The following is a 20,568-nucleotide window of genomic DNA, read 5'->3' on the forward strand; positions in this document are numbered from 1 at the left end:
CATGGCTCAGGAGCCCACCCGCTTTCACCAGGCGCTCGGTCATGACGTCCGGTCCGACCCCTGGGTCGAGCAGGGCCGGTCGTCGTACGACCTGGCCGTCGAGGCTCTCGGAGCAGGTCGCGCGGAGCATGCCATCGCCTTGGCCCGCATGACGGTCCAGGAGGCCCAAGAGGCCTTCGATCTCTACGCGCTCTGGTTAGTCCAGCTGCCGAATCTGTTGGCCGAGCACGGTGTACCGGACGTCGTGCTCGCGCCGGCCCGTCGACATGCAGCCAGGACCAAAGATCAGCTCGAAGCCGGCTGGGCCGCCTACCTCGTCGGCGTCGACCTGTTCGCAACAGTCGCGAGGTCGTCCAGCGTCGTCTCGGCTGCCGAGATCCTCGAATCGATGCGGACCAGCTGGCTGACCGTGCACGACCCGGCAACCGATGAGCTGGCCTCGCTGCTGGCGATCGCTGCGACCCACCTCGGTGAGACAAGCATCGGCGGTCTCTGGGACGCACTACTTTGTCACTACTACGATGGCATCGCCGACAAGTACGATCCCGCCAAGCAACCATGGCCCGCATCGGTGGACCGGCTCGGCATGGACATCTTCGAAGCCGTGCGCGGTCACCTGAGCGGTCCTGGTCGCGACGGGAGCTTCGACGTCCGCGAGGAGGAGGACCGGTGGGTCCTGCAGTTCGCTCCGTGCGGTTCAGGCGGGCGGACGTATCCCGGCGTCGAGGTACCTGACCGCGACCCGGACCAATTCACGTCGAGCGAGCATGACTGGGCCTGGCGCACCAAGGGGGTATGCCTCTACTGCGTCCACTGCTGCCAGCTGCAGCAACGGGCACCGATCGAACGGATCGGGATCCCGCTGCGGGTCATCGAACCCCCCGTCCGAGCCACGGCCGACCGTCCCGGACGAAACGTCTGCACCTGGTCGATCTACAAGGACCCGACAAAGATCCCCGCGCACGCCTGGACCGATGTGGGAGCGGCGCCACCGGATGGAGCGTCATGAGCCCGGTTCAGATCAGTCCTCGGGCGTCACGTAAGCCGCAGTGATTCCGCCGTCGACCTTCAGGTCCGTGCCGGTGATGTTTGACGACGCGTCGCTCAGGAGGAACACGGCCGCCTGTGCGATCTCGCTGGCCAGGGAGAACCGTCCCGTTGGCACGTGGACCATCCGCCGCGCAATCTCTTCGCCGGAGAAGAGGGTGTCAAGCATCGGTGACTGAACCGGACCTGGACTCAGAGAGTTGACGCGCACCCCCGTGCGGGCGAGTTCGACGGCAAGCTCACGCGACATGGCGAGCACAGCGCCCTTGGAGGCCGTGTAGCCGATCTGTGACACCGCCGAGCCCATCGACGCGACGAGCGAGGAGGTGTTGACGACGCTGCCGCCCCCGCCCGCCAGCAGGTGGGGAACCCCGTACTTGCAGCACAACAGCACGCTCTCAACGTTGATAGTCAGAGTCCGGCTGAACACTGCACGATTCACCTCGAGGAACGAGCCGTCATCGGAGAGCGCGACGCCCGCATTGTTGAAGAGGCCGTCGATCCGGCCGAACCTGGCCGCCACGTCCTGGTACAGACGCTCGACCTGCGACTCGTCCGTGAGGTCGCAGGTCGCGAACAGGTCGACAGAGAGGTCGTCCGGCGCCACGAGGTCCACGCCGACCACGCGCGCACCCTCACGGTTCAGCACCTCGACTGTCGCACCGCCGATCGCACCAGCCGCGCCAGTGACCACGACGACCTTGCCGTCCATCGTCCCCATCGTCAGTCGACCTTCACGCCGAAGCGACGCGCGAACTTCACGCCGAGCAGGTAGGCGGTCGGGCTGAAGGCCCACTGGCTGATGATCTTGCCGCTGTCAGCGTGGAAGTAGCTCGGCACTTCGGTCCACACCGTCTTGGCCAAGCGAGCCTGAAGACGCCGGTTGTAGAGGTCGTGCACCGACCGTCGAACGCTGACCCGGCGCGCCTGCCCCCTGACAAGCTTCTTGGCTAGCTTCGCCGCGAACTTCGCCTGCGCTTCGTAGTACGTCACGAGCGGAAGACCGCTGGTGTTGGGGCCAAACATCATGAAGAAGTTCGGGAAGTTCGGGGTCATCAGCCCGTAGAGCGCCTCGGCGCCGTCTGTCCACTGGTCGCGTAGGTCAGCGCCACGCTCTCCGCGAACTGTGTACGTGCTGATGAAGTTCGCAGCATCGAAGCCTGTCGCGAGGACGATCATGTCGAGATCATGCTTCACCCCCTGTGCGTCGACAACTCCGGTCGGCGTCACATCGGCCACAGCGTGGGGCACCAACTCGACCTTCGGACTCAAGATGCTGGGGTAATAGGTATCACTCACGACGGTGCGTCGTGCCTCAACCGAGAACTTCGGGGTCAGCAGCGCCTTCAGATCTGGCCGCGAGATAACCGACTGCTCCAGGAACGCCTCGACGCGCTTTTGGCGCTTGCGGTTGACGTAACCGCCTACTCTGGCGTGACTTGCCCTCCATTGCCGCACGTCATAGTTGACATAAAGGCGGTAGCGCCTGAAGAAGTACACAGGCTTCAGCTTGTTCCACCGACGCTCGGCCGGTGTGAAGTCACGAGCCTCCTTCGGCAGGATCCAGTTCGGCTCGATCTGGAAGACCTTGACCGACTTTCCTTGGCGCTCGGCCTCCGTGACAACCTGAACGGCCGAGGAACCGGTACCGAGAACACCGATGTTCTTGCCCTCCAGCGTCAGTCCGTCGCGCCACGTGGATGTGTGGCAGATGTCGCCTTCGAAGGGCGTTTCACCGCGAGCGAACGGCGGGATGAGCGGGGTGTTGAGGAATCCCACTGCGGAGATGACGGCCTTGAAGGGCCCCCACACCTCGCCGTCGCCCGTGACGATCGTGTACGTCTGCGTCTCGTCCGACCACGTGACCGATTCGACCTTCGTGCTCAGACGAGTGCGCTCGTAGAGATCCCACTTCTTGGCCACACCCTGGAGATAGGCCAGCAACTCGCGCCAATCGGCGTGAGTGCGAGTCCAGTCGTGAGGCTCGAACGAGAAGGAATAGATGTGTGACTCGAGGTCGACCTCTGCGCCGGGGTAGCGGTTCACCATCCAGGTACCGCCGATGTCCTCAGAACGCTCGAAGATGACGAAGTCGTTGATGCCCTGCCTGACGAGTTCGGTCGCGGCCGCGATGCCACTGAATCCGGCACCAATGACAGCGACGTCGTGCGGGCCTGCCGCGACGGGGGTACTCGATGACTTCATTGATCTTCCATCCGTTGTGGTTATTAGGTCCAGTCTTTCGACCTTTAAGGCGTCTGTCAAGAGATCCATGAGGTTCGCATCAGATCCGGTCGTAGTAGCGCTGTCGTTCCCAGTCCGTCACCGTCTCGGAATCGAAGCTGCGCAGCTCGTTGGCATAGAATCCGCGGAGGTGCTCGTGCACTTCGGGCCCGAATGCGTCCAGGGCGATCTTGCTATCGGCGAAATGGGCCAGCGACTCGTGCAGGCTCGACGGCATCAACGGCAACGAGCCGTCGCGGTAGGCATTGCCCGTGTAGATCCGCGGTTCGCCGACACCGGCGGTGATGCCCGCCAGCCCCGCGGCGATGGTGCCCGCGTACGCCAGATAGGGGTTGGTGTCGGCGCCGGGGATCCGGTTCTCTAACCGATAGGAGTCCCCCTCGCCAACCAACCTGAACGCACAGGTGCGGTTGTCGTGTCCTACGACGAGCGCCGTGCCGGCAAACTGGTCGGGCACGTATCTCTTGTACGAGTTGATCGTCGGTGCATACATGAGCCCGACATCGAGCGTGTGCGCCAGTTGACCAGAGACGTACGATCCGAAGACGTCCGACATGCCGCCATCCGACCAGTCCAGCGGGGTGCTCCCGTCTGCGGACCACAAGCTGGTGTGCAGGTGACAGGAGGAACCGGCATCGTCCATCGACGGCTTGGCCATGAAGGTCGCCGTCAAGGAGTTCCTCTGCGCCAGCTCCTTGATCCCGTGCTTGAACAGCACGTGGCGATCGGCCATCTGGAGGGCATCGCAGTAGTCGAGAGTGATCTCCTGCTGGCCGAGACCCCACTCGACCTTGGACGACTCGATCGGGATGCCGAACTGCGGCATCAGCGTGCGGATCTGGTGGATGAACCACTCGTCGCGGCTGCTCTGCAGGATCTGGTAGTCGCCGCGGTACTGGGAGGACATCGGCAGGTCCCGATAGCCCGAAGCATGAGCCGCGGCCGGTTCGACGGTGGCGAGGTAGAACTCGAGCTCCGACGCGAACTTGAACGCCAGGTCCAGCTCGCGGGCACGCGCTAGCTGTCTGCGCAGAATCGAACGAGGAGCAACCTCCATGAGGGCGCCGGTCTGGACCGATCGTGCGTCACACAGCACCAAGGCCGCGTTCGACTCCCACGGCACCCGCCGGAACGTCGCCAGGTCAGGAACCAAGTGAAAGTCCGGCCATCCGTTGTCCTCGTTGGCGATCGGCAGGTTCATCGGCGTCATGTCGATGTCCGAGGTGAACAGATAGCTGCTGGCAGCGATGCCCTCCCCCGATAGGCCCAGACTCGAAAACCCCGCGGTCGTCAAACGCTTCCCCATCAGGCGACCGTGCATGTCGGGCGTCGCGCAGATGACCGTGTCGATCTGCCCCTCGGCGACGAGTTGCTCGTACTCGTCCCGGGTCAGGAGACCGGCATCCGAGCTCACGACGACTCCCCCGTCGTGAAGGCCTCAAGCGCCAGCTCGAAGCACTCACGCGGCGCCCGGATGATGCCGGCGCCGATCTGTCCGCCATCTCGACCGGCCAGCCCCACGTCCATGACGGGCAGGACACCGGTTTCCAGGACCTTGCGGACATCGACCGCAGTAGGCGTGCCCCGGAAGTCGAAGAGCGGAATCCGATACGTCGTGCTGTCGCCGTGCGTGATCTGGTACATCTGGCGGTTGCGCTCGATCATGATGTCTGCAGAGCCGCCCTGGTAGTCCTGCAGCGACAAGGCGCACGCTTGCGCGAACCCACCGAGTCCGACCGTCTCGGTGATGGGAGACTCCCCACCCATCCAGGTGATCTCGTCCTCGGTGTGCCCCGCGAACAGCTTGCCCTCGTGGATCGGAGGCGGACCCTCGAACCACTGATCGCCGAGGCCCGCCACCTTGATCGCGAACCCGCGACAGCTGAAGGCCATCGCCGACACGAGGGTCGACCCCGGCACGACCATCGCATCAGCCGAGGCCTTCGCCGCAGCCATCGAGAGTCGCAGGAAGAAATAGTCGTTCTCCGAGAGGTGCACCATCGCGTCCGCGACGCCCGGATGCCCTTCCTGCACCATCGCGAGGACCGCCGGAAGGATCTCCCGGTTGAACAACAGCGAGGCTGCCGCATTGCGGCTGTGGACCTCGTCGCCCATGCGAAGGGCTCGCGCGATGAGAGGCTTGAGGGCGATGCCGCCGGAACGTCGAATGGCTTCGCCGACGACCGGCGCCAGCACCGTGTTGACGTGCAACAGTCGGTCGTGGACGCCCTGGTCGTAGCATCCGTAGTTGAGGCGTCGGGGCTCCTTGCCCTCGTAGAAGTTGCAGAAGCCGACGTTGCCGTGCTCGCGGTTCTCGACCACGAAGACCGGCATCGACGCGGTGTAGATGCCCGCCAACGATCCCACGGCGCCGTAGTCGTGGCAGGCGCCGATCCGGATCGCGCCACTCTCGAAGCCGGCGATCGCCTCCTCGCGGGTCACGGCCAGCCCCTCGAACAGCGCTCCGCCGATGAGCGCCTCGCGCTGTCCGCCGACATAGTCCGGCCAATCCATCGGAGCACCTGACGTCAGGACGAGGTTGTCCTCGTACCCGGGGATGACCTCACGCGCCGTACGCACGTCCACGACCCATGGGTCTGCCGCATTGAGTCGCGCGAACGACTCCTCGTTGGCTGCGGAGACCCGGTCGTCGGGCCGCACCTCGGTGGAGGTCACCATGCGACGACACCGCCGTCGACGAGGAGCGTCTGGCCTGTGACGAAGGACGATCGGCCGGAGATGAAGAACTCGACCACCTCGGCAACCTCATCCGGCTCGCCGATGCGCTTGAGCATGGCGTACTGGGCCGAGATCTCTTCGCCGCCGGACACCCGTGCCATCGACGGACCCATCGGAGCACGGATCACGCCCGGTGCGACGTTGTTGACGCGTATGCCCCGAGGCGCGAGCTCCGAAGCGAGATAGCGGGTATACGCCGCGATGCCGGCCTTGGTCGCCCCGTAGACCGATGCGCCGGTAAATCTGCCGAAGTGCCCGGTCAACGAGCCGATGTTGACGATCGACCCGTTGTCTACGATATGCGGCGCCGCCGCGTCGACCATGCGGGCCATTCCAGCGATATTGACCTGGAACATGATCTCGAGCTTCGCCTCGTCGAGCTCGCCCAGGAATGAATCTCTCAGAACCCCCGCGCAGTTGACGAGTCCAGCAAGAGAGCCACTGCCGACGATCCCCTCGACGACGGTCCTCACCGACGAAGCATCGCTGACGTCCAACGGGACGAACTCGTGCTTGAGCGGCTCACCTGCTTCCGCCGCTCCGCGCAAATCCGCCGCGACGGGCTCGTAGCCGCTGGCCGCGAGTCGGTCGCAAATCGCTCGTCCAATAACCCCGACGCCGCCGGTCACGATGACTTTTCCGCTCACTTTTTCCACCTTTGATGGTTGTTTAAAGATTGATTGACTGGTTCTAAGGACCAATGTGCGGAGCGCGACAGCTCCCAGAGGACCGGCCTCCGGTCAGTTCACCTGCCGTTGACCCGCACCCCAGTACGACTCGCGGAGCTTGAACTTTTGGAGCTTCCCGGTCGCCGTTCTGGCAAGCGAATCGCGGAACTCGATCCGCTTGGGGCACTTGTATCCCGCGAGGCGCCCGCGACAGTGCTCGATCAACTCCTGCTCCGAGACATCACCGTCCTTCACAACGAGCGCGATGACCAGTTCGCCCCACTTCTCATCGGGAACGCCAATGACGGCGGCCTCCTTCACCGCGGCATGACTCGACAGCGCGTCCTCGACCTCGATGGAGGACACGTTCTCGCCACCACTCACAATGACGTCCTTCTTGCGGTCAAGAATCGTCAGATAGCCGTCGCGAATCAGGCCACCGTCACCGGTATGGAACCGGTCGCCGGCCTGCGCACGCGCGGTCTCCTCTTCGTTCCTCCAATAGCCCTTGAGGTTGTGGTTGCTGGCGACCACAACCTCCCCCGTCTTGTCGGTCTCGATCCGAACGCCGATCGCCGGTGCCCCGGCCTGAGCCAGGAGTCCGGCCTGCTCCTCTGATGACAGATCACGCCATTCGCGACGCATCCGCGACATCGTGAGAAACGGGGACGTCTCGGTAAGTCCGTAGATCTGAATGAACTCCCATCCCAGCTCCGAACGAATGCGTTCGATCATCCGAGTGGGCGGAGGCGCCCCAGCAACGACGACGCGAACGCGATCTCGACCGGGAATCTGTCCCACCCAGTTCGGCGCGGCCTCCAACACTGCCGCCAAGACGGCTGGCGCGGCGCACATGAACGTGACCCCATGTTCGTTGACTCGGCGAAGAATTTCCGCTCCGTCAACCTGCCGAAGCACTACATGCTTCCCACCCATGCCGGTGATCGCGTAGGGCATGCCCCATCCGTTCGCATGGAACATCGGCAGGGTGTGCAGGTAGACATCGTCTTCGTTGACCTGAGCGTGCCAGCCGAACACAGTGGCGTTGAGCCACAGGTTCCGGTGCGTCAGTTGGACTCCCTTGGGACGAGCAGTGGTGCCCGACGTGTAATTGATGGTCGCCGTTGCGTCCTCGTCGCCAGTCCACTCGACCGGTGTATTCGGGTTCGACCACATCCGTCCGTCGTCCTCACCGATGACGAACGCATGGGGGACATCGATCGTGTCGAGCACACCACGGACCGACGGATCGACAAGGAGCACCTCGGCCCCGCTGTGCTCGACGATGTACTTGATCTCGTCGGCAGTCAGCCGAAAGTTGATGGGCACCAACACCCGCCCGTATCCGCTGACGCCGTAGAAGGATGCGAGCAACCGAGCCGAGTTCTGTGACACCACCGCTACACGCCCACCTACCGGGACATTCAACTCGTCAAGCGTCGCCGCCTGGGAGCGGGCCAGACGTCCAAGCTCTGCGTACGAAACAGGCTTCCAGGGCTCGGCCGGCTGATCGGGCTCGTCAACAATCCCCGTGCGCTCCGCAAATACCTCCTCGGCCCGGTACAAGTAGTCCTTGATCGTAAGCGGGTATCTCATGGCTTCTCCGTGTGACGTGGCGTCATCGTGCTCGTCCGACGAGCCTAAACGCGATAAGGTCTAAAAACAAGACCTGTAGTCCTTATTGGCTCACGGCGCACCGGAGCGGCACCACACCCACAATCGGTACATTGCAGTAGCCTTTACGGCATTAAGGAGACAACCGTGCCGAAATCCGCAGGACTCGAGCCGATCAAGCAGATCGCCGCGCATGAGCTCGTCCTCGACCAGATCCGTCGCTCGCTTGATCACGGTCAGTTTCGGCCGGGAGATCGCTTGCCACCCGAGCGAGACCTGGCTGAGATGCTCGATGTCTCGCGCACCACTGTGCGTGCGGCTGTTGCGATCCTCGAACATGAGGGACGCCTGTCGGTCCGTCGTGGGCGAGGCGGTGGATTTCTCGTGCTGGAACCGAAATACGACCCCGTCGAGGCGCGCCGCCAACTTCGCAAGGATCGCGTGGCGGTTCGTCACGCCTTTGACTTCCGCATGATCGTGGAGTCGGGTGCGGCGAAGCTCGCGGCGGAGCGTCGGCGCGCCGCGGACCTACCGAAGCTGTCCGAATTGGTCAGCCGAATGACTGAGACGATCGAGACCGCGCGTGCCGAGCCATCAACCGAACTCATCACAGAGTTCAGACTGCTCGACTCAGCCTTCCACCTGGGCATCGCGCAAGCTTCTGGCAATGAGGAGCTTGCGCGAGCGGTCGATGACGGGCGTCGCAAGATGTGGTTGCCAGTAGGGGCGATCTTCGGCCACATCGAGGAGAACGCCAACGACCATCACGGCGAGATCCTCGCGGCCATCAGAGACAAGGACGGCGACCGCGCTGCCGACACCATGACCGCCCACATCAGCTCGACCCGGCAGACGATCGAGTCTTGGCTCAGGCGCTGATCCCGAAGGTTCAGTCAGCCCATATTGGTCAACCAGCCGCCGTCTATGACTAGGTCGATGCCTGTCACGAACGACGCCTCGTCGGACAGCAGGTAGGTTGCTGCTGCAGCGATGTCGCCGGGAGATCCGATGCGCTTGAGCGGCACGCGGCTCGCCATGGATGTCGCTCGCTCGGGATCACGCTCGTAGATCCCTGCGATCATGGGTGTCAGGACCGCGCCCGGGCATACGGTGTTCGATCGGATACCGGAGGGGCCGTGCTGCGCGGCGATCGCGCGAGACAGGCTGATCAGTCCGGCTTTTGACACCTGATAGGCGTCGAGCGCGCCGTCGGCCGTCCGGAGGCCGGCGATGCTCGCGATGTGGACCATCGACCCTCGACCGTGTCGCTTCATCACCGGAAGAGTCGCGCGGGCCATGAGCATCGGGCCGGTGAGGTTGATGTCCAACACACGGCGCCACGCTGCGGGATCGATCTCCACGATCGAGCCGTCGAGCATGGGAGGGGTGGCGAGTCCATCCTCGGCGAACCACGCTACCCCGGCCGCATTGACGAGCATGTCGATGTTGCCGTCGACGGACTGGTCGACGGCGTGGTCGACCACTGCCGCAACGACGCCCTCATCAGTCACGTCACCGGACACGTAGTCCTGAGCCTCCAGGCCATCTGGCCGCTGCAGGCGGATGTCAGTCGCGATTACTCGGGCGCCCTGGTGCATGAGGTCGTTGGCAATTCGCAGACCGATTCCTCCCCCGGCCCCGGTTACGATCGCCGTCCGTCCACCGAAATGGCTCATTTCGCTGACCCTAGGTGCTTGGCGACGAAGCTGCTGATCTCGGAGATCGCGACTCCAGCGTCTTCGAAGAGCGTCGGGAATTGCGCGAAACCATGGATCATTCCGTCGAACGGCCGCAACGTCGAATTGACGCGGGCTGCGATAAGAGCTTCGTGATAGAGCTCCCCCTGACGGTGCAAAGGGTCATATTCGGCCGTGATCACCAGTGCCGGGGGCAGGTTGTGCAAGGTTGCACCCAGCGGTGAGGCCAGGGGGGACTCTGCGTCGGCGGGATCGTCGAAGTAGGCACCGCGGTGCCACTCAATCTCATCGCGCATCAGCACCACGCCCTCGAACTCCGTGTCGAAACCAAGGTCGAGGTCGAAGGTCGTCGCGGGATAGATCAAGATCTGGCAGGCGATCTTCGGGCCCTCTCCATCGCGAGAGAGGAGCGTGACCGCGGCGGCGAGGTTGCCTCCGGCGCTGTCACCGGCCAATGCGATGCGCTCCGGGTCCATGCCCAGCCGACTGGCGTTCTCGGCCACCCAGAGCAGGGCCGCGAAGCAGTCCATCGGCGCAGCGGGGAACGGACTCTCGGGCGGCCTGCGATACCCGATGCTGACGACTGCCGCTCCGGTCGAGTTGGCCAGAGCGCGACAGATCCCCTCATGCGAGTCGATACTGCCCATCTGCCATCCGCCCCCGTGGATGTAAACCACGACCGGGAGCACGCCTGCATCACTCGGGCGATAGACCCGAAGGGGGACTCCGATGTCAGATGCCTCAGCCACGAGGTCGAACACCTTGTGGACCTCTTCGACGGGCAGCGCCGCGAAGTTGGTCTCGAAGTTCGCTCGGGCAACGTCGAGAGGCAGAAGATGACAGTTCGGCTGATCGCTTGCTACAGCATCGTCCATCAGCTGTTGGGCCACAGGGTGCATAGGCATGAGGCGCTCCTCTACGTTCTTGTTCACAGCCAAGATCTTTTGGCTGAGTCTTTAGACCAATATATAGGAGTTGGCTGCCCATGGCCAGACAGAGAACTCCTTCATGTGGGTGTGGCGAAGTGGGATTCAGGACCGACGACGGGAGGCGACCGCGATCGCTTCCAGCGCGGCGGCAAGCACGAGGACCGCGCCGGTGACCATTCCGGCCACCTCGGGTCCGTAGTTGAGGAGGGTCAGCCCGTTCTTCAAGATGGCGATCAGCCAGACCCCCACGAGAACACGCCAGATATTGCCGCGCCCTCCGGTGAACGGGACCCCGCCGAGGAGGACCGCAGTCAGCACCGTGACCTCGAATCCGACCCCGAGGGTGCCCGATGGGGCACTGTCGAGCCGGGCGATCTGAAGCAGCGCAGCCACTCCCACAGCAGCACCGACGACGGCGTACAACGCGAGCACAGCACCCTTGACCCGGATGCCGACCAGGAACGCAGCTCGAGGGTTGACCCCGATCGCCTGGATATGTCGACCGATCGGCAGCAGCGCCATCACCAGGACCGTCACGAAGCAGATGACGATCGCGATCCAGGCGATCCAGGTAAGCCCGAGGAACTTGCCGATTGCGAAATCGCCGACAGCAGCCGGGAAGCCGAAGACCGAATCCGGCGCGAGGTACTGCGCGAGCGCCCGCCATGCGGCCAATCCACCGAGGGTCACCACGATCGGTGACATCTCGAAGACACCGATCAGCACCCCGTTGACCAGGCCGACCACGACACCGACCAGAAGTCCGACGACGATGCCGGCAATGACACCGCGATGGGTGAACGCGAGTCCCGCCGAGACTCCGGCGAGAGCGAGCATCGAGCCGACGGACAGGTCGGCATATCCGGCCATCAACAGCATCCCCGCAGCGGCCGCGACGATGAAGACGGCCGCGTTCTGAGTCAGCACCGCAGCCAGATTGTCGAACGTCAAGAAGTTGGAGGTGACCAGCGAGAAGTAGCCCATCAGCAAGACCGTCGCGGCGGGCATGACCCATTCGAGGATGCCCCCGGTCCGGGAGCGACCGCGTCGCTGTCTCGACGGGGCGGGAGTCAGGAGTTCAGGGGTTTCGACGCTCATGTCAAGCGCTCCTCTCAGTCGTGCGGGGCTGGGCATGTGCGACGAGCTCTGCCTCGTCCAGATCGGCGGGGCCGAGGTACGTGACCCGTCCCTCGACCAGGACCACGACACGGTCTGCGAGGGCGAGCACTTCCTCGGGATCGCTGGTCGCGAAAAGCACGGCCGCCCCGGCGCGAGCGGCCCACGAGCGAATCAACGCATAAAGGTCGTGACGGGCACCGATATCGACTCCTTGCGTCGGCTCGTCCAACAGCAGAAATGTGGTGTCACCGAGCCCGCAGGTCCAACGGGCCACCGCGATCTTCTGCGCGTTCCCACCCGAGAATCCGTCGGCCGGCTGGCCAGGCAGGGCCGGCACCAGGCCGACGCTCTCGGCCATCGTGCTGAAGACCTCGGTCTCGCGACGCCGGTCACGCGCACCACCGCGATCTGTCCGGGCGAGCCGGCTCAGATGCGGCATCAGCATGTTCTCCAGAGCGGTCATGGTGCCGAAGAGCGACTGGGCCTTGCGGTCCGAGGCGGCCAGAGCGATGCCGGATCGTTGCGCCGCCCGGGGTGACCCGGGGTGTACCTGCGCGTCTCGGATGCGAACCGAACCGTCCTGCAGGGTCCGGACGCCGGCCAGCGCCTCGAGCAGGTCGGTCCGTCCCGAGCCGAGAAGACCGAACAACCCGACCACTTCACCTGCCTCGATGCTCAGGTCCAGCGGACCGGTGAACCCCGTGGCCACGGAGTCGAGAACCGCCGCGACGGTCCCGGAGGCCTCCCGCTGGCTCCTGCGTCGGCCGGTGACCGCGTCCGGCGAGATCGCCTGGACCAGGTCGGGCACCGTCAGTTCGGGCCGTGGCCTGGTCCAGAGCACCCGACCGTCGCGAAGCACGGTCGCCTTGTCCGCGATTTGAAGCACCTCGGCCAACAGATGAGTGACGTAGACGACCGCGATCCCGCGCGCTGCCAACCGTCGCACGAGGACGAGGAGGGCCTCGACCTCGTAGGCCCCCAGCGCAGCCGTCGGTTCATCGAGGATCAGCACACGCGTGTCGAGCCGAACCGCTCGGGCGATCTCGACCATCTGCTGGGCCCCGACGCTCAAGGTCTCGACGGTCGTCCGAGGGTCCAGGGCGAGTCCGAGCTCGGCGAGCACGGCTCCTGCTTCAGCTTCCTGCCGGGAACGGTCGACCCGTCCGCCGGCGGACCGCAGCTCACGGCCGAGAAAGATGTTGTCGGCCACCGTGAGCGGACCGATCAGCTGGAAGTGCTGGTAGATGATCGCGATCCCGGCCTCGAATGCCTTCCTCGGCGTGAAGCCGTGATACGACTGCCCGCCCAGGCGGATGTCGACCCGATCGGGGTGGACCGCACCGCTGAGGCAGCCGAGCAGAGTCGACTTGCCCGCACCGTTAGCACCCAGGAGCGCGTGCACCTCCCCGAAGGCGAACGTCACGTCGATGCCTTTGAGTACGTGATTGGCATCGAAGGACTTGTGCAGTCCCGCGATCGCCAGCCCGTCGGCACCGTCCACCGCGGTCACGTCAGCCGCCGTTGATCTGTGCGAGCAGCTTGTCGATCGTCGCATCGTCGCCGGTCTTGGCCAGCACCGCCGGAGTCAACGTGCTGGTCTCACCTTCGCCGGTGATCGCGGCCAGTGACACGTTGACGACGTCCTGGGACAAGGACTGCACTTCGAGCGCAGCGGTGGTCCGGAAAGCGCCCTTGCCAGGGCTCTTGACGTTCTCGAGCGCCTCGGGCGCGCCGTCTGAACCTGAGATGTAGACATCTTCGGCGCTCAGCCCGGCATTCTCGAAGGCTTTCTGGGCACCGAGTGCCGCGTCGTCGTTGAGGCCGATGAAAATCCGCAGATCCTGATTCTCCCGAAGCGCGTCTTCGGCTATCTGCAGACCACAGGTCTGGTCGGCGCAGTCCTGGGTGGAGACGACCGGGACACCGAGCTCCTTCAGCACGGCCTGGGGCTTCTCCCATCGACCCGTGATCGTGGTCAGCGCCTTAAACGTCGTGACCGCCGCGGAGACATCACCATCCGGATACCGCTTGGCGACCCAGGCCGACATATCGTCGGCGATCAAGGTGCCGGCCTGTTCGCTGTCGAAGCCGACACCGCCGTCCTCGCCACCCATGGGCGACGCGTAGGTGAGCCACTTGATGCCTTGGTCCTGTGCCTGCGACTGAAGGTTCGTAAATGCTGCGGGATCGACCGGGAAGAGCAAGATTGCGTCGACCTTCTGGGTGATCCAGCCCTCGACCGTGGCCCGCTGACTCTCCAGATTGCTCGCAGTGGTGTTGTCGAGGAGGAAGGTGATGCAGCCCTTCTCCTTGGCATAGTCGGCGGCCATCCGCTTGATCGCCTTGGGCGCGGCTGCTTCGCCCACCGGGTGGCTGAAACCGATCGTGTAGTTCTCCTCGCAGCCTGCGGAGGCCGTATCGTCCTGGCTGCAGGCAGCGAGCAGGCCACTGGAAGCGGCCAAGCCGGCCACCACCACGCTTCGGAACAGAGCTTTGCTACGCATCGTGTCTCCTCGGGGTTCGTCGGTCTCCGGCGAGGGAAGCCGGTCCGTCTCAGACGCTAGACAGCACCCCGGAACACCGGTATCGGTAGAACGACGTAACTCTGATCGGCCGACTATGCACTCGATGACACACCCGGCACTGCGCCGGCTTGTAAGAGACCTTCCGCTGGGCTAAGGCAGGTTCGTGAGGACCAGCTCGGGCCAAACGCTGAACGCGATGAGCGCGGCCGTGCCGAGCAGCACCGTCGTCTTGGCGATCCTGACCGAGACCGGCGGAGAAGGACTGAAATACGGCTCGCCGTCAGGGCGGTCGCACAAGACGACGATGAACTTCACGTAGTACGCCAGGCCCAACATGATGTTGACGCCCATGACGACCGCGAGCCAGGTGTAACCGGCGTCAATGACCGGGCGGATCACGACGTACTTGGTCACCAGACCGATCACCGCCGGAGGGAAACCGGCCAACGTCAATGTCGCGAAAGCCAGTGGGATGCCCATCCACGGATCTGTGCGGACCATGCCCTTGAGTTCATCGAACCGAGTGCTGCCGCGCAGCCGTAGCATGACCGACAGCGCCGCGAATGCGACCAGATTGGCCACGGCGTACACCGCGAGATACTGCACCGGAGCCGTCAGACCTTCGAGCGTCAGCAGCGCGGTCGCCGGTGCCAGGAGGAATCCGGCCTGGGCGACGGACGACCAGGCCAGCATGCCGATCGCGTCGGCTTGCCGCAGTGCCCCCAGATTGCCGATCGTCATCGTCACCGCAGCCACCACCGCGAACATCGGTTGCCACGTCTCGTGGGCGAAGGGGAATGCGACGGCCACCAGTATCAACATCGCCCCGAGCGCCGCGGCCTTGGAGATCGTCGACAAGAATGCGGCCACCATGACCGAGGCGCCCGTGTAGGCGTCGGGGATCCACACGTGGAAGGGCACCGCGCCGAGTTTGAACAGCAGTCCGATCAAGGTCAGCAGCACCGCGACGGAAACCACGCTCTGCGGTACTTCGGGACGAGCCAGGGCATCGCGAATCTCGGCATAGTCCATCGAGCCGGTCACGCCGTACAACAGCGAGATGCCCATCAGGGTGATCGCGGTCGAGACGACCGACGCGAGGAAGAAGGTCCAGGCCGACCGGATCGCGCGTTTGTCGCCCTGCCGCAGGCCGACCAGCGCGATCGACGGCAGGCTCAGCAACTCCAGCGCGACCACCAGCGTCGCCAGATCGCGGGCGACGACCATCATGAGAGCTCCGGCAGCAGCACTCATGACCAGGAAGTGATACTCCCCCGGCGGCATGGCGGTCTCGAAGTTCATCACGATCGACGCGACCAGGACGAACGATGTCCCGACGATCACGATCGCCGTGAGAGCGAACGAGAAACGACCGAGATCGTCTCGATAGTGCAGCGCGACTGCCCCGGCGGCCGCGAGCGCGGCACAGGACGGGATCGCCGAACCGTTCCACGTACGCCGTGGGTAGAACGCGTCGACCAGAAGTCCGATCAGCGCGCCGGCGAGCACGATGACCGCAGGCGCGACGGTGCTCCAGTCGATGGGGATGTTCATCGCGCGATCTCCACGAACTCGGAGGGCAGGTAGAGGTCGAGCAGCAGACCCGGAACGAGGCCCAGGACCAGCACGCCGATCGCCAACGCAGCCAGCACCAGCACCTCACGCCGTCCGAGATCGCGATCCACTTCCTGGGGCGCCGGCTCCCCCTGCGCGATCAACCGGATCGCCCGGATGCAGTACGCCGTCGTCAACGCGATGCCGACCACGGCCAGACCGAGGGCGGTCCACGCGACCGGTTTGGTCAACACATCGCCGATCTCGTAGGCAGCGCGCAGCGACAGCACCTCACCCCAGAAGCCCGCAAGCCCCGGCAGTCCGAGACTCGCGACGGCGGCGAACACGAAGGTCACGGCCAGCCACGGAGTACGTCCGTAGAGTCCCCGCCCGATATGCGCCATCGACGCCGTGCCGAACCGATCCTTGAGCGAACCCGCGACGAAGAACAACATCCCGGTCACGAGTCCGTGGGCGATCGAACCGAACACCGCGGCCGCGATGCCGACCGGTGACTGGGTCGAGATCGCGATCGCGACAAATCCCATGTGGCCGATGCTGGAGTACGCGATGAGTCGTTTGAGATCGTCTTGCGCATAGCAGGCGAAGCCCGACCAGATGATGCCGATGCCGCCCGCGATCGCCAGGTACGGTGCGACGTCGTCAAATCGGCCTAGCAGCGGGGCGAAGTAGATCAGGCCGTATGTGCCCAGCTTGAGGAAAACCGCCGCGAGCAGCACCGAACCCACGGTCGGCGCCTTGCTGTGGGCGTCGGGTAGCCAGGTGTGCAGCGGGACGAGCGGGGTCTTGACCGCGAAACCGAGGCACACCAGCACCGCGGCGGCGAGCGAACCGGTGGTTGCGTCGGCGACCTGCAACGAACCGCCGTCGAGCCCGATGATCACGATGCCTACCAGCAACAATGCCGAACCACCGACCGTGAACAGCAAGAACGTCGTGGCCGCCCGTCTGGCCTCGGCTCCCGACGCAATGACGAACCACATCGGGATCAGCGCGAGCTCGAAGAACAGGAAGAACACCAGCAGGTCGAGTGAACTGAACACGCCGAGCGACGCTGCGCTGATGACCAGCACCAGACCGACCAGGGTCGGCGTCGTGTCATCGGCGACGAGCCACAAACAGCACAGCAGCCCGACCACGGCGGTCATCAGCAGGAACGGCCACGAGATCGCCGTGACGCCGAGGTGCAGGCGGGCGCCGATCGGTTCTATCCAGGTGGTGTCGACCTCGCCGGAGATGCCTTCACCGGTGGATCCAGCGCGTCCCTCCCACACCAACGCATACAACCCCAACGAGACAGTCATCGCTGCTGCGCCGATCCAGGCAGCGCTTCGCCCGGGGATCTTGGTCCGCAACGCCATCAACAAGACGCCGACCACGAAGGGAACTGTGAGAGCCGCGACGATCATGACCAGATCACCCCGGCACCGACGAGCACGATGACGCCGACCGCGATGATCGTGGCGTACCGCTGCACATTGCGCGACTGGACGAGTTCGAGGGCCTGCGAGCCGAGCCCGGCCGCAGCACCTGACGAACGCGGGTAGACCGCTACGGCATCTCGATCGAGCTCGACGACGAGCCGCGCGATAGCCCCGGCCGACCGCGGCATCCAATTGCTGAACGGGCGGTCGAGTTCGAGTTCGGCCGCCAACGGACGCGTGGACCAGTCAAGCTGCGATCCCTTGCGCCAGGCGGCCACGACGAGACCGGCACCGGCCAGCGCGATCGCGGTGCTGAGCAGACCGATTCCGAGGTGGAAGGGCTGGCCGATCGACAGCGCGAACGTCGCCGCGGCCAGCAGCACGACCGGGCCGATCATGGCGCGCGGCGCCTCGTGTCCTGCAGCCGCCTCAGGAGTTTGGCCGAAGAATGCCTTCAGCCACAATCGGGTCGCATATGCCGCCGTGACGAAGGAGGTCACGAGCGCGATGAGCAGCAACGCCCAGGCTGTTCCGGCCGCAAGCACACTCTCGCCGTCCGTCGCGGCATGGATGCCGTGGAGTACCGAATCCTTCGTGAAGAAGCCGACGGTCGGAACCACTCCGGCCAACGCCGCGAAGCCGATCGTCATGCTCCAGAACGTTGCCGGCATCGAACTGCGCAGCCCGCCCATCGCCGACAAGGCGCTCGAGCCGACCGCATGCATCAGACAGCCACAGCCCAGGAACAGCAACGCCTTGAAGACGCCGTGCGAGATCAGGTGGTCGAGGCCCGATCCTGGATCGCTGGCCGCGATCGCGGCGAACATCAACGCCAGCTGGCTGACCGTCGACCAGGCCAGTGCCCGTTTCAGGTCGGTCTGCACGAGCGCGAACAGCGCACCCAGCAACATCGTGATCGCGGCGATGACCGCCATCGCGGTCATCACGACTGCCGAGTCGGCGTAGAACTGGAACAGTCGTGCGGCCAGGTAGACGCCTGCTGCAACCATCGTGGCAGCGTGGATCAGCGCCGTGATCGGGGTCGGCCCGGGCATCGCGTCAGGCAGCCAGGTGTGCAGCGGGAACTGCGCGGACTTGCCCACCACCGCGACCAGGATCAGCAGACCGATGACGGTCGAGCTCTGAGGATCGTCCAGCATCGCGAGCTGGGCGCCCACGATGTCGTACGTGCCGTAGGTCTGGCCGATGACCAGAATCGCGAGCAGCAGCCCGAGATCGGCGATACGGGTGATCAGGAACGCCTTCGCGGCCCCGGCTCGTGCTTCGCCGGTCTCCCACTCGTGGCCGATCAGGAGGTACGAGCACAGGCCCATGACCTCCCAGCCGACCAGGAGAACCCACAGATTGGTCGTGCCGACGACCGCGATCATCGCGACCAGGAACACGATGATGATCAGCGCGTACGAGCGATAGCGCGGATGGTGGCCGAGGTAGGCCGTCGAGTAGATCTGCACCAGAAGACCGACGCCGACCGCGAGCAGGACGATCTGGGCCGAGAACGGCAGCAGCGAGAGATCTGGTGACAGCGACGGGAACGGCGGAGCAGCATCGGGCTGCCCGATACTCACATAGGAACCGGAGTAGCCGTCACCTTCGAATGCAGTTGGAATCGCCCAGATCGCCGCGGCCAGGGCCAGCGCGGCAGTCAACGCGACGTATATCCAGCGCTTGGTCATTCGGCGCCCACCTCGTCGACGTCGACGGTCCGGAAGGCCCGGAACAACGCCAGGATGATCGCCAATCCGAGGCCGATCTCGGCAGCGGCCAACGCGATCGTGAACAGCGTCAGCACCTGCCCCGAATGCAGTTCATCGGCGAACCACGCATCGAAGGCGACCAGGTTGAGGTTGACCGCGTTCAGCATCAATTCGACGCCCAGCAGCATCAGCACGGCATTACGTCGAGCCAGCACTCCATAGAGGCCGATGCCGAACAGGGCAGCGGCGAGCAACAGCGGGTAGAGCAGTGGCATCAGCGGTCGGATCCTGACCGGGAGATGACGATCGCGCCGACCAGAGCCGCAAGCAGCACGCCGCTGAGGATCTCGAACGGCAGCACCCAGTCGTTGAACAGTGCTTCGCCGATCGATCCGGCGGTGCCGAACCGATGGCCTTCGATACGCTCGCCGCGGAATCCGGCGATCATCGTGGCGCCCAGACCGATCGCTGCGACGAGGCCCAACCCCGCAGCGAGCCAGCGATTGCCAGTCACCTCGGCCGACCTACCGCTCGACGGCTGTCGGGTCAGCATCAGCGCGAAGATCACGAGCACGACGATCGAACCGACATAGACCAGCACCTGAACCCAGGCGACGAACTCGGCGGTCATCAGCACGAAGCAGCCCGCGACAGCGCCCAGCGTCACGACGAGCCACAGCGCGGAATGCACGAGCTGGCCTGCCGTCATCGACAGCAATGCCGAACCGGCCGCGATCACGGCGAAGACGAGAAACACGAATTCAGTGAGGCTCATGTGCCGTCCTCCAGCTGCTGGGCCTGCCGGAAGGCATCCAGCTCCTTGCCCTGATCAGCTCCCGGATCCAGAGCCTGCGGCGGCGGCACAGTGTCCATCCACTCGCGCAACCGGTTCATATCGTGCGTGAGGTCTTTGAGGTCTCCTTCGGCGTATGCGAACTCCGGCGACCAGTGCAGCGCATCGAACGGGCACACCTCGATGCAGATCGAGCAGTACATGCAGATCGAGTAGTCGATATCGAATCGATCGAGGACGTTCTGACTGCGGTCGCGGCCGCCCTCTGTCGTCGCGGGGATGATCTCCTTGTGCGAATCGATCGTGATACACCATGAGGGGCACTCCCGCGCGCACAGCATGCACGAGGTGCAGTTCTCCTCCTGCAAGGCGATGACTCCCCGGCTGCGCGGCGGCAGCACCGGTTCGACGTCGGGATAGTGCGCCGTCACGGTGCGGCGCGTCAGGTTCTTCCACGTGACGCGAAGACCTTGGAG

18 protein-coding genes and 1 pseudogene are annotated in these 20,568 nt (G+C 64.6%); 2 read left to right on the forward strand and 17 right to left on the reverse strand.

Translation table 11 applies throughout. From position 1 onward, the window contains the following. Position 1 precedes the first annotated feature (1 nt). On the forward strand, positions 2 to 1,009 hold the full coding sequence (locus ACXJKC_RS05515) for a hypothetical protein (RefSeq protein ID WP_456695680.1): 1,008 nt from the start codon (positions 2 to 4) through the stop codon (positions 1,007 to 1,009). Between the two features lie 12 nt (positions 1,010 to 1,021). Here ACXJKC_RS05515 and ACXJKC_RS05520 read toward each other — a convergent pair whose 3' ends face one another. The 6 genes from ACXJKC_RS05520 to ACXJKC_RS05545 all read right to left on the reverse strand — a co-directional run bounded on the left by ACXJKC_RS05520 (position 1,022) and on the right by ACXJKC_RS05545 (position 8,294). Further along, a complete protein-coding gene (locus ACXJKC_RS05520; RefSeq protein ID WP_456695681.1) occupies positions 1,022 to 1,759 on the reverse strand; it encodes an SDR family oxidoreductase in 738 nt (245 codons plus the stop codon). Between the two features lie 11 nt (positions 1,760 to 1,770). After that, the gene (locus ACXJKC_RS05525; protein WP_456695682.1) at positions 1,771 to 3,252 is read right to left on the reverse strand and encodes a flavin-containing monooxygenase; all 1,482 of its coding nucleotides are present in this window, start codon (positions 3,250 to 3,252) and stop codon (positions 1,771 to 1,773) included. Between the two features lie 79 nt (positions 3,253 to 3,331). Beyond that, entirely contained in the window at positions 3,332 to 4,705 is a 1,374-nt protein-coding gene (locus ACXJKC_RS05530; RefSeq protein ID WP_456695683.1) for a glutamine synthetase family protein, read from the reverse strand. Then, entirely contained in the window at positions 4,702 to 5,970 is a 1,269-nt protein-coding gene (locus ACXJKC_RS05535) for a DUF1116 domain-containing protein (RefSeq protein WP_456695684.1), read from the reverse strand. Before ACXJKC_RS05535 ends, ACXJKC_RS05530 begins: the two co-directional genes overlap by 4 nt. Next, a complete protein-coding gene (locus tag ACXJKC_RS05540) occupies positions 5,964 to 6,677 on the reverse strand; it encodes an SDR family NAD(P)-dependent oxidoreductase (protein ID WP_456695685.1) in 714 nt (237 codons plus the stop codon). Before ACXJKC_RS05540 ends, ACXJKC_RS05535 begins: the two co-directional genes overlap by 7 nt. Positions 6,678 to 6,770: 93 nt before the next feature. Beyond that, complete coding sequence (locus ACXJKC_RS05545) at positions 6,771 to 8,294, reverse strand: AMP-binding protein (protein ID WP_456695686.1); 1,524 nt, start codon at positions 8,292 to 8,294, stop codon at positions 6,771 to 6,773. 165 nt (positions 8,295 to 8,459) lie between these two features. Here ACXJKC_RS05545 and ACXJKC_RS05550 point away from each other — a divergent pair, with 165 nt between their 5' ends. Then, complete coding sequence (locus ACXJKC_RS05550) at positions 8,460 to 9,191, forward strand: FadR/GntR family transcriptional regulator (RefSeq protein ID WP_456695687.1); 732 nt, start codon at positions 8,460 to 8,462, stop codon at positions 9,189 to 9,191. A 14-nt stretch (positions 9,192 to 9,205) separates the two neighbouring features. Here ACXJKC_RS05550 and ACXJKC_RS05555 read toward each other — a convergent pair whose 3' ends face one another. The 11 genes and pseudogenes from ACXJKC_RS05555 to ACXJKC_RS05605 form a co-directional block, all read right to left on the reverse strand. Further along, positions 9,206 to 9,988: an SDR family NAD(P)-dependent oxidoreductase gene (locus tag ACXJKC_RS05555; protein WP_456695688.1), complete on the reverse strand. Its 783-nt coding sequence runs from the start codon at positions 9,986 to 9,988 to the stop codon at positions 9,206 to 9,208. Continuing rightward, positions 9,985 to 10,914, reverse strand: coding sequence for an alpha/beta hydrolase (locus tag ACXJKC_RS05560; protein ID WP_456695689.1), 930 nt, complete (start codon positions 10,912 to 10,914; stop codon positions 9,985 to 9,987). Before ACXJKC_RS05560 ends, ACXJKC_RS05555 begins: the two co-directional genes overlap by 4 nt. Positions 10,915 to 11,040: 126 nt before the next feature. Next, positions 11,041 to 12,036, reverse strand: a complete 996-nt coding sequence (locus ACXJKC_RS05565) for an ABC transporter permease (protein ID WP_456695690.1) — start codon at positions 12,034 to 12,036, stop codon at positions 11,041 to 11,043. Position 12,037: 1 nt separating this feature from the next. After that, positions 12,038 to 13,567 carry a sugar ABC transporter ATP-binding protein gene (locus tag ACXJKC_RS05570; protein ID WP_456695691.1) on the reverse strand — a complete coding sequence of 510 codons (1,530 nt, stop codon included), beginning with the start codon at positions 13,565 to 13,567 and terminating at the stop codon, positions 12,038 to 12,040. 1 nt (position 13,568) lies between these two features. Further along, positions 13,569 to 14,561: a sugar ABC transporter substrate-binding protein gene (locus ACXJKC_RS05575; protein ID WP_456695692.1), complete on the reverse strand. Its 993-nt coding sequence runs from the start codon at positions 14,559 to 14,561 to the stop codon at positions 13,569 to 13,571. Positions 14,562 to 14,732: 171 nt separating this feature from the next. Further along, complete coding sequence (locus tag ACXJKC_RS05580) at positions 14,733 to 16,136, reverse strand: NADH-quinone oxidoreductase subunit N (RefSeq protein WP_456695693.1); 1,404 nt, start codon at positions 16,134 to 16,136, stop codon at positions 14,733 to 14,735. Then, positions 16,133 to 17,566 carry a complex I subunit 4 family protein gene (locus ACXJKC_RS05585; RefSeq protein ID WP_456695694.1) on the reverse strand — a complete coding sequence of 478 codons (1,434 nt, stop codon included), beginning with the start codon at positions 17,564 to 17,566 and terminating at the stop codon, positions 16,133 to 16,135. The genes ACXJKC_RS05580 and ACXJKC_RS05585 overlap by 4 nt, the downstream gene beginning before the upstream one ends. Further along, complete coding sequence (locus ACXJKC_RS05590; RefSeq protein WP_456695695.1) at positions 17,563 to 19,278, reverse strand: NADH-quinone oxidoreductase subunit 5 family protein; 1,716 nt, start codon at positions 19,276 to 19,278, stop codon at positions 17,563 to 17,565. The genes ACXJKC_RS05585 and ACXJKC_RS05590 overlap by 4 nt, the downstream gene beginning before the upstream one ends. Continuing rightward, positions 19,275 to 19,574, reverse strand: a complete 300-nt coding sequence (nuoK, locus tag ACXJKC_RS05595) for an NADH-quinone oxidoreductase subunit NuoK (protein WP_456695696.1) — start codon at positions 19,572 to 19,574, stop codon at positions 19,275 to 19,277. The genes ACXJKC_RS05590 and nuoK overlap by 4 nt, the downstream gene beginning before the upstream one ends. Further along, positions 19,574 to 20,074 carry an NADH-quinone oxidoreductase subunit J family protein gene (locus ACXJKC_RS05600; RefSeq protein WP_456695697.1) on the reverse strand — a complete coding sequence of 167 codons (501 nt, stop codon included), beginning with the start codon at positions 20,072 to 20,074 and terminating at the stop codon, positions 19,574 to 19,576. The genes nuoK and ACXJKC_RS05600 overlap by 1 nt, the downstream gene beginning before the upstream one ends. A 167-nt stretch (positions 20,075 to 20,241) precedes the next feature. Beyond that, positions 20,242 to 20,466 (reverse strand): annotated as a pseudogene (locus tag ACXJKC_RS05605) (4Fe-4S binding protein); the annotation flags it as partial. Between the last annotated feature and the right edge of the window lie 102 nt (positions 20,467 to 20,568).

Source organism: Aeromicrobium sp. P5_D10 (assembly GCF_054049535.1).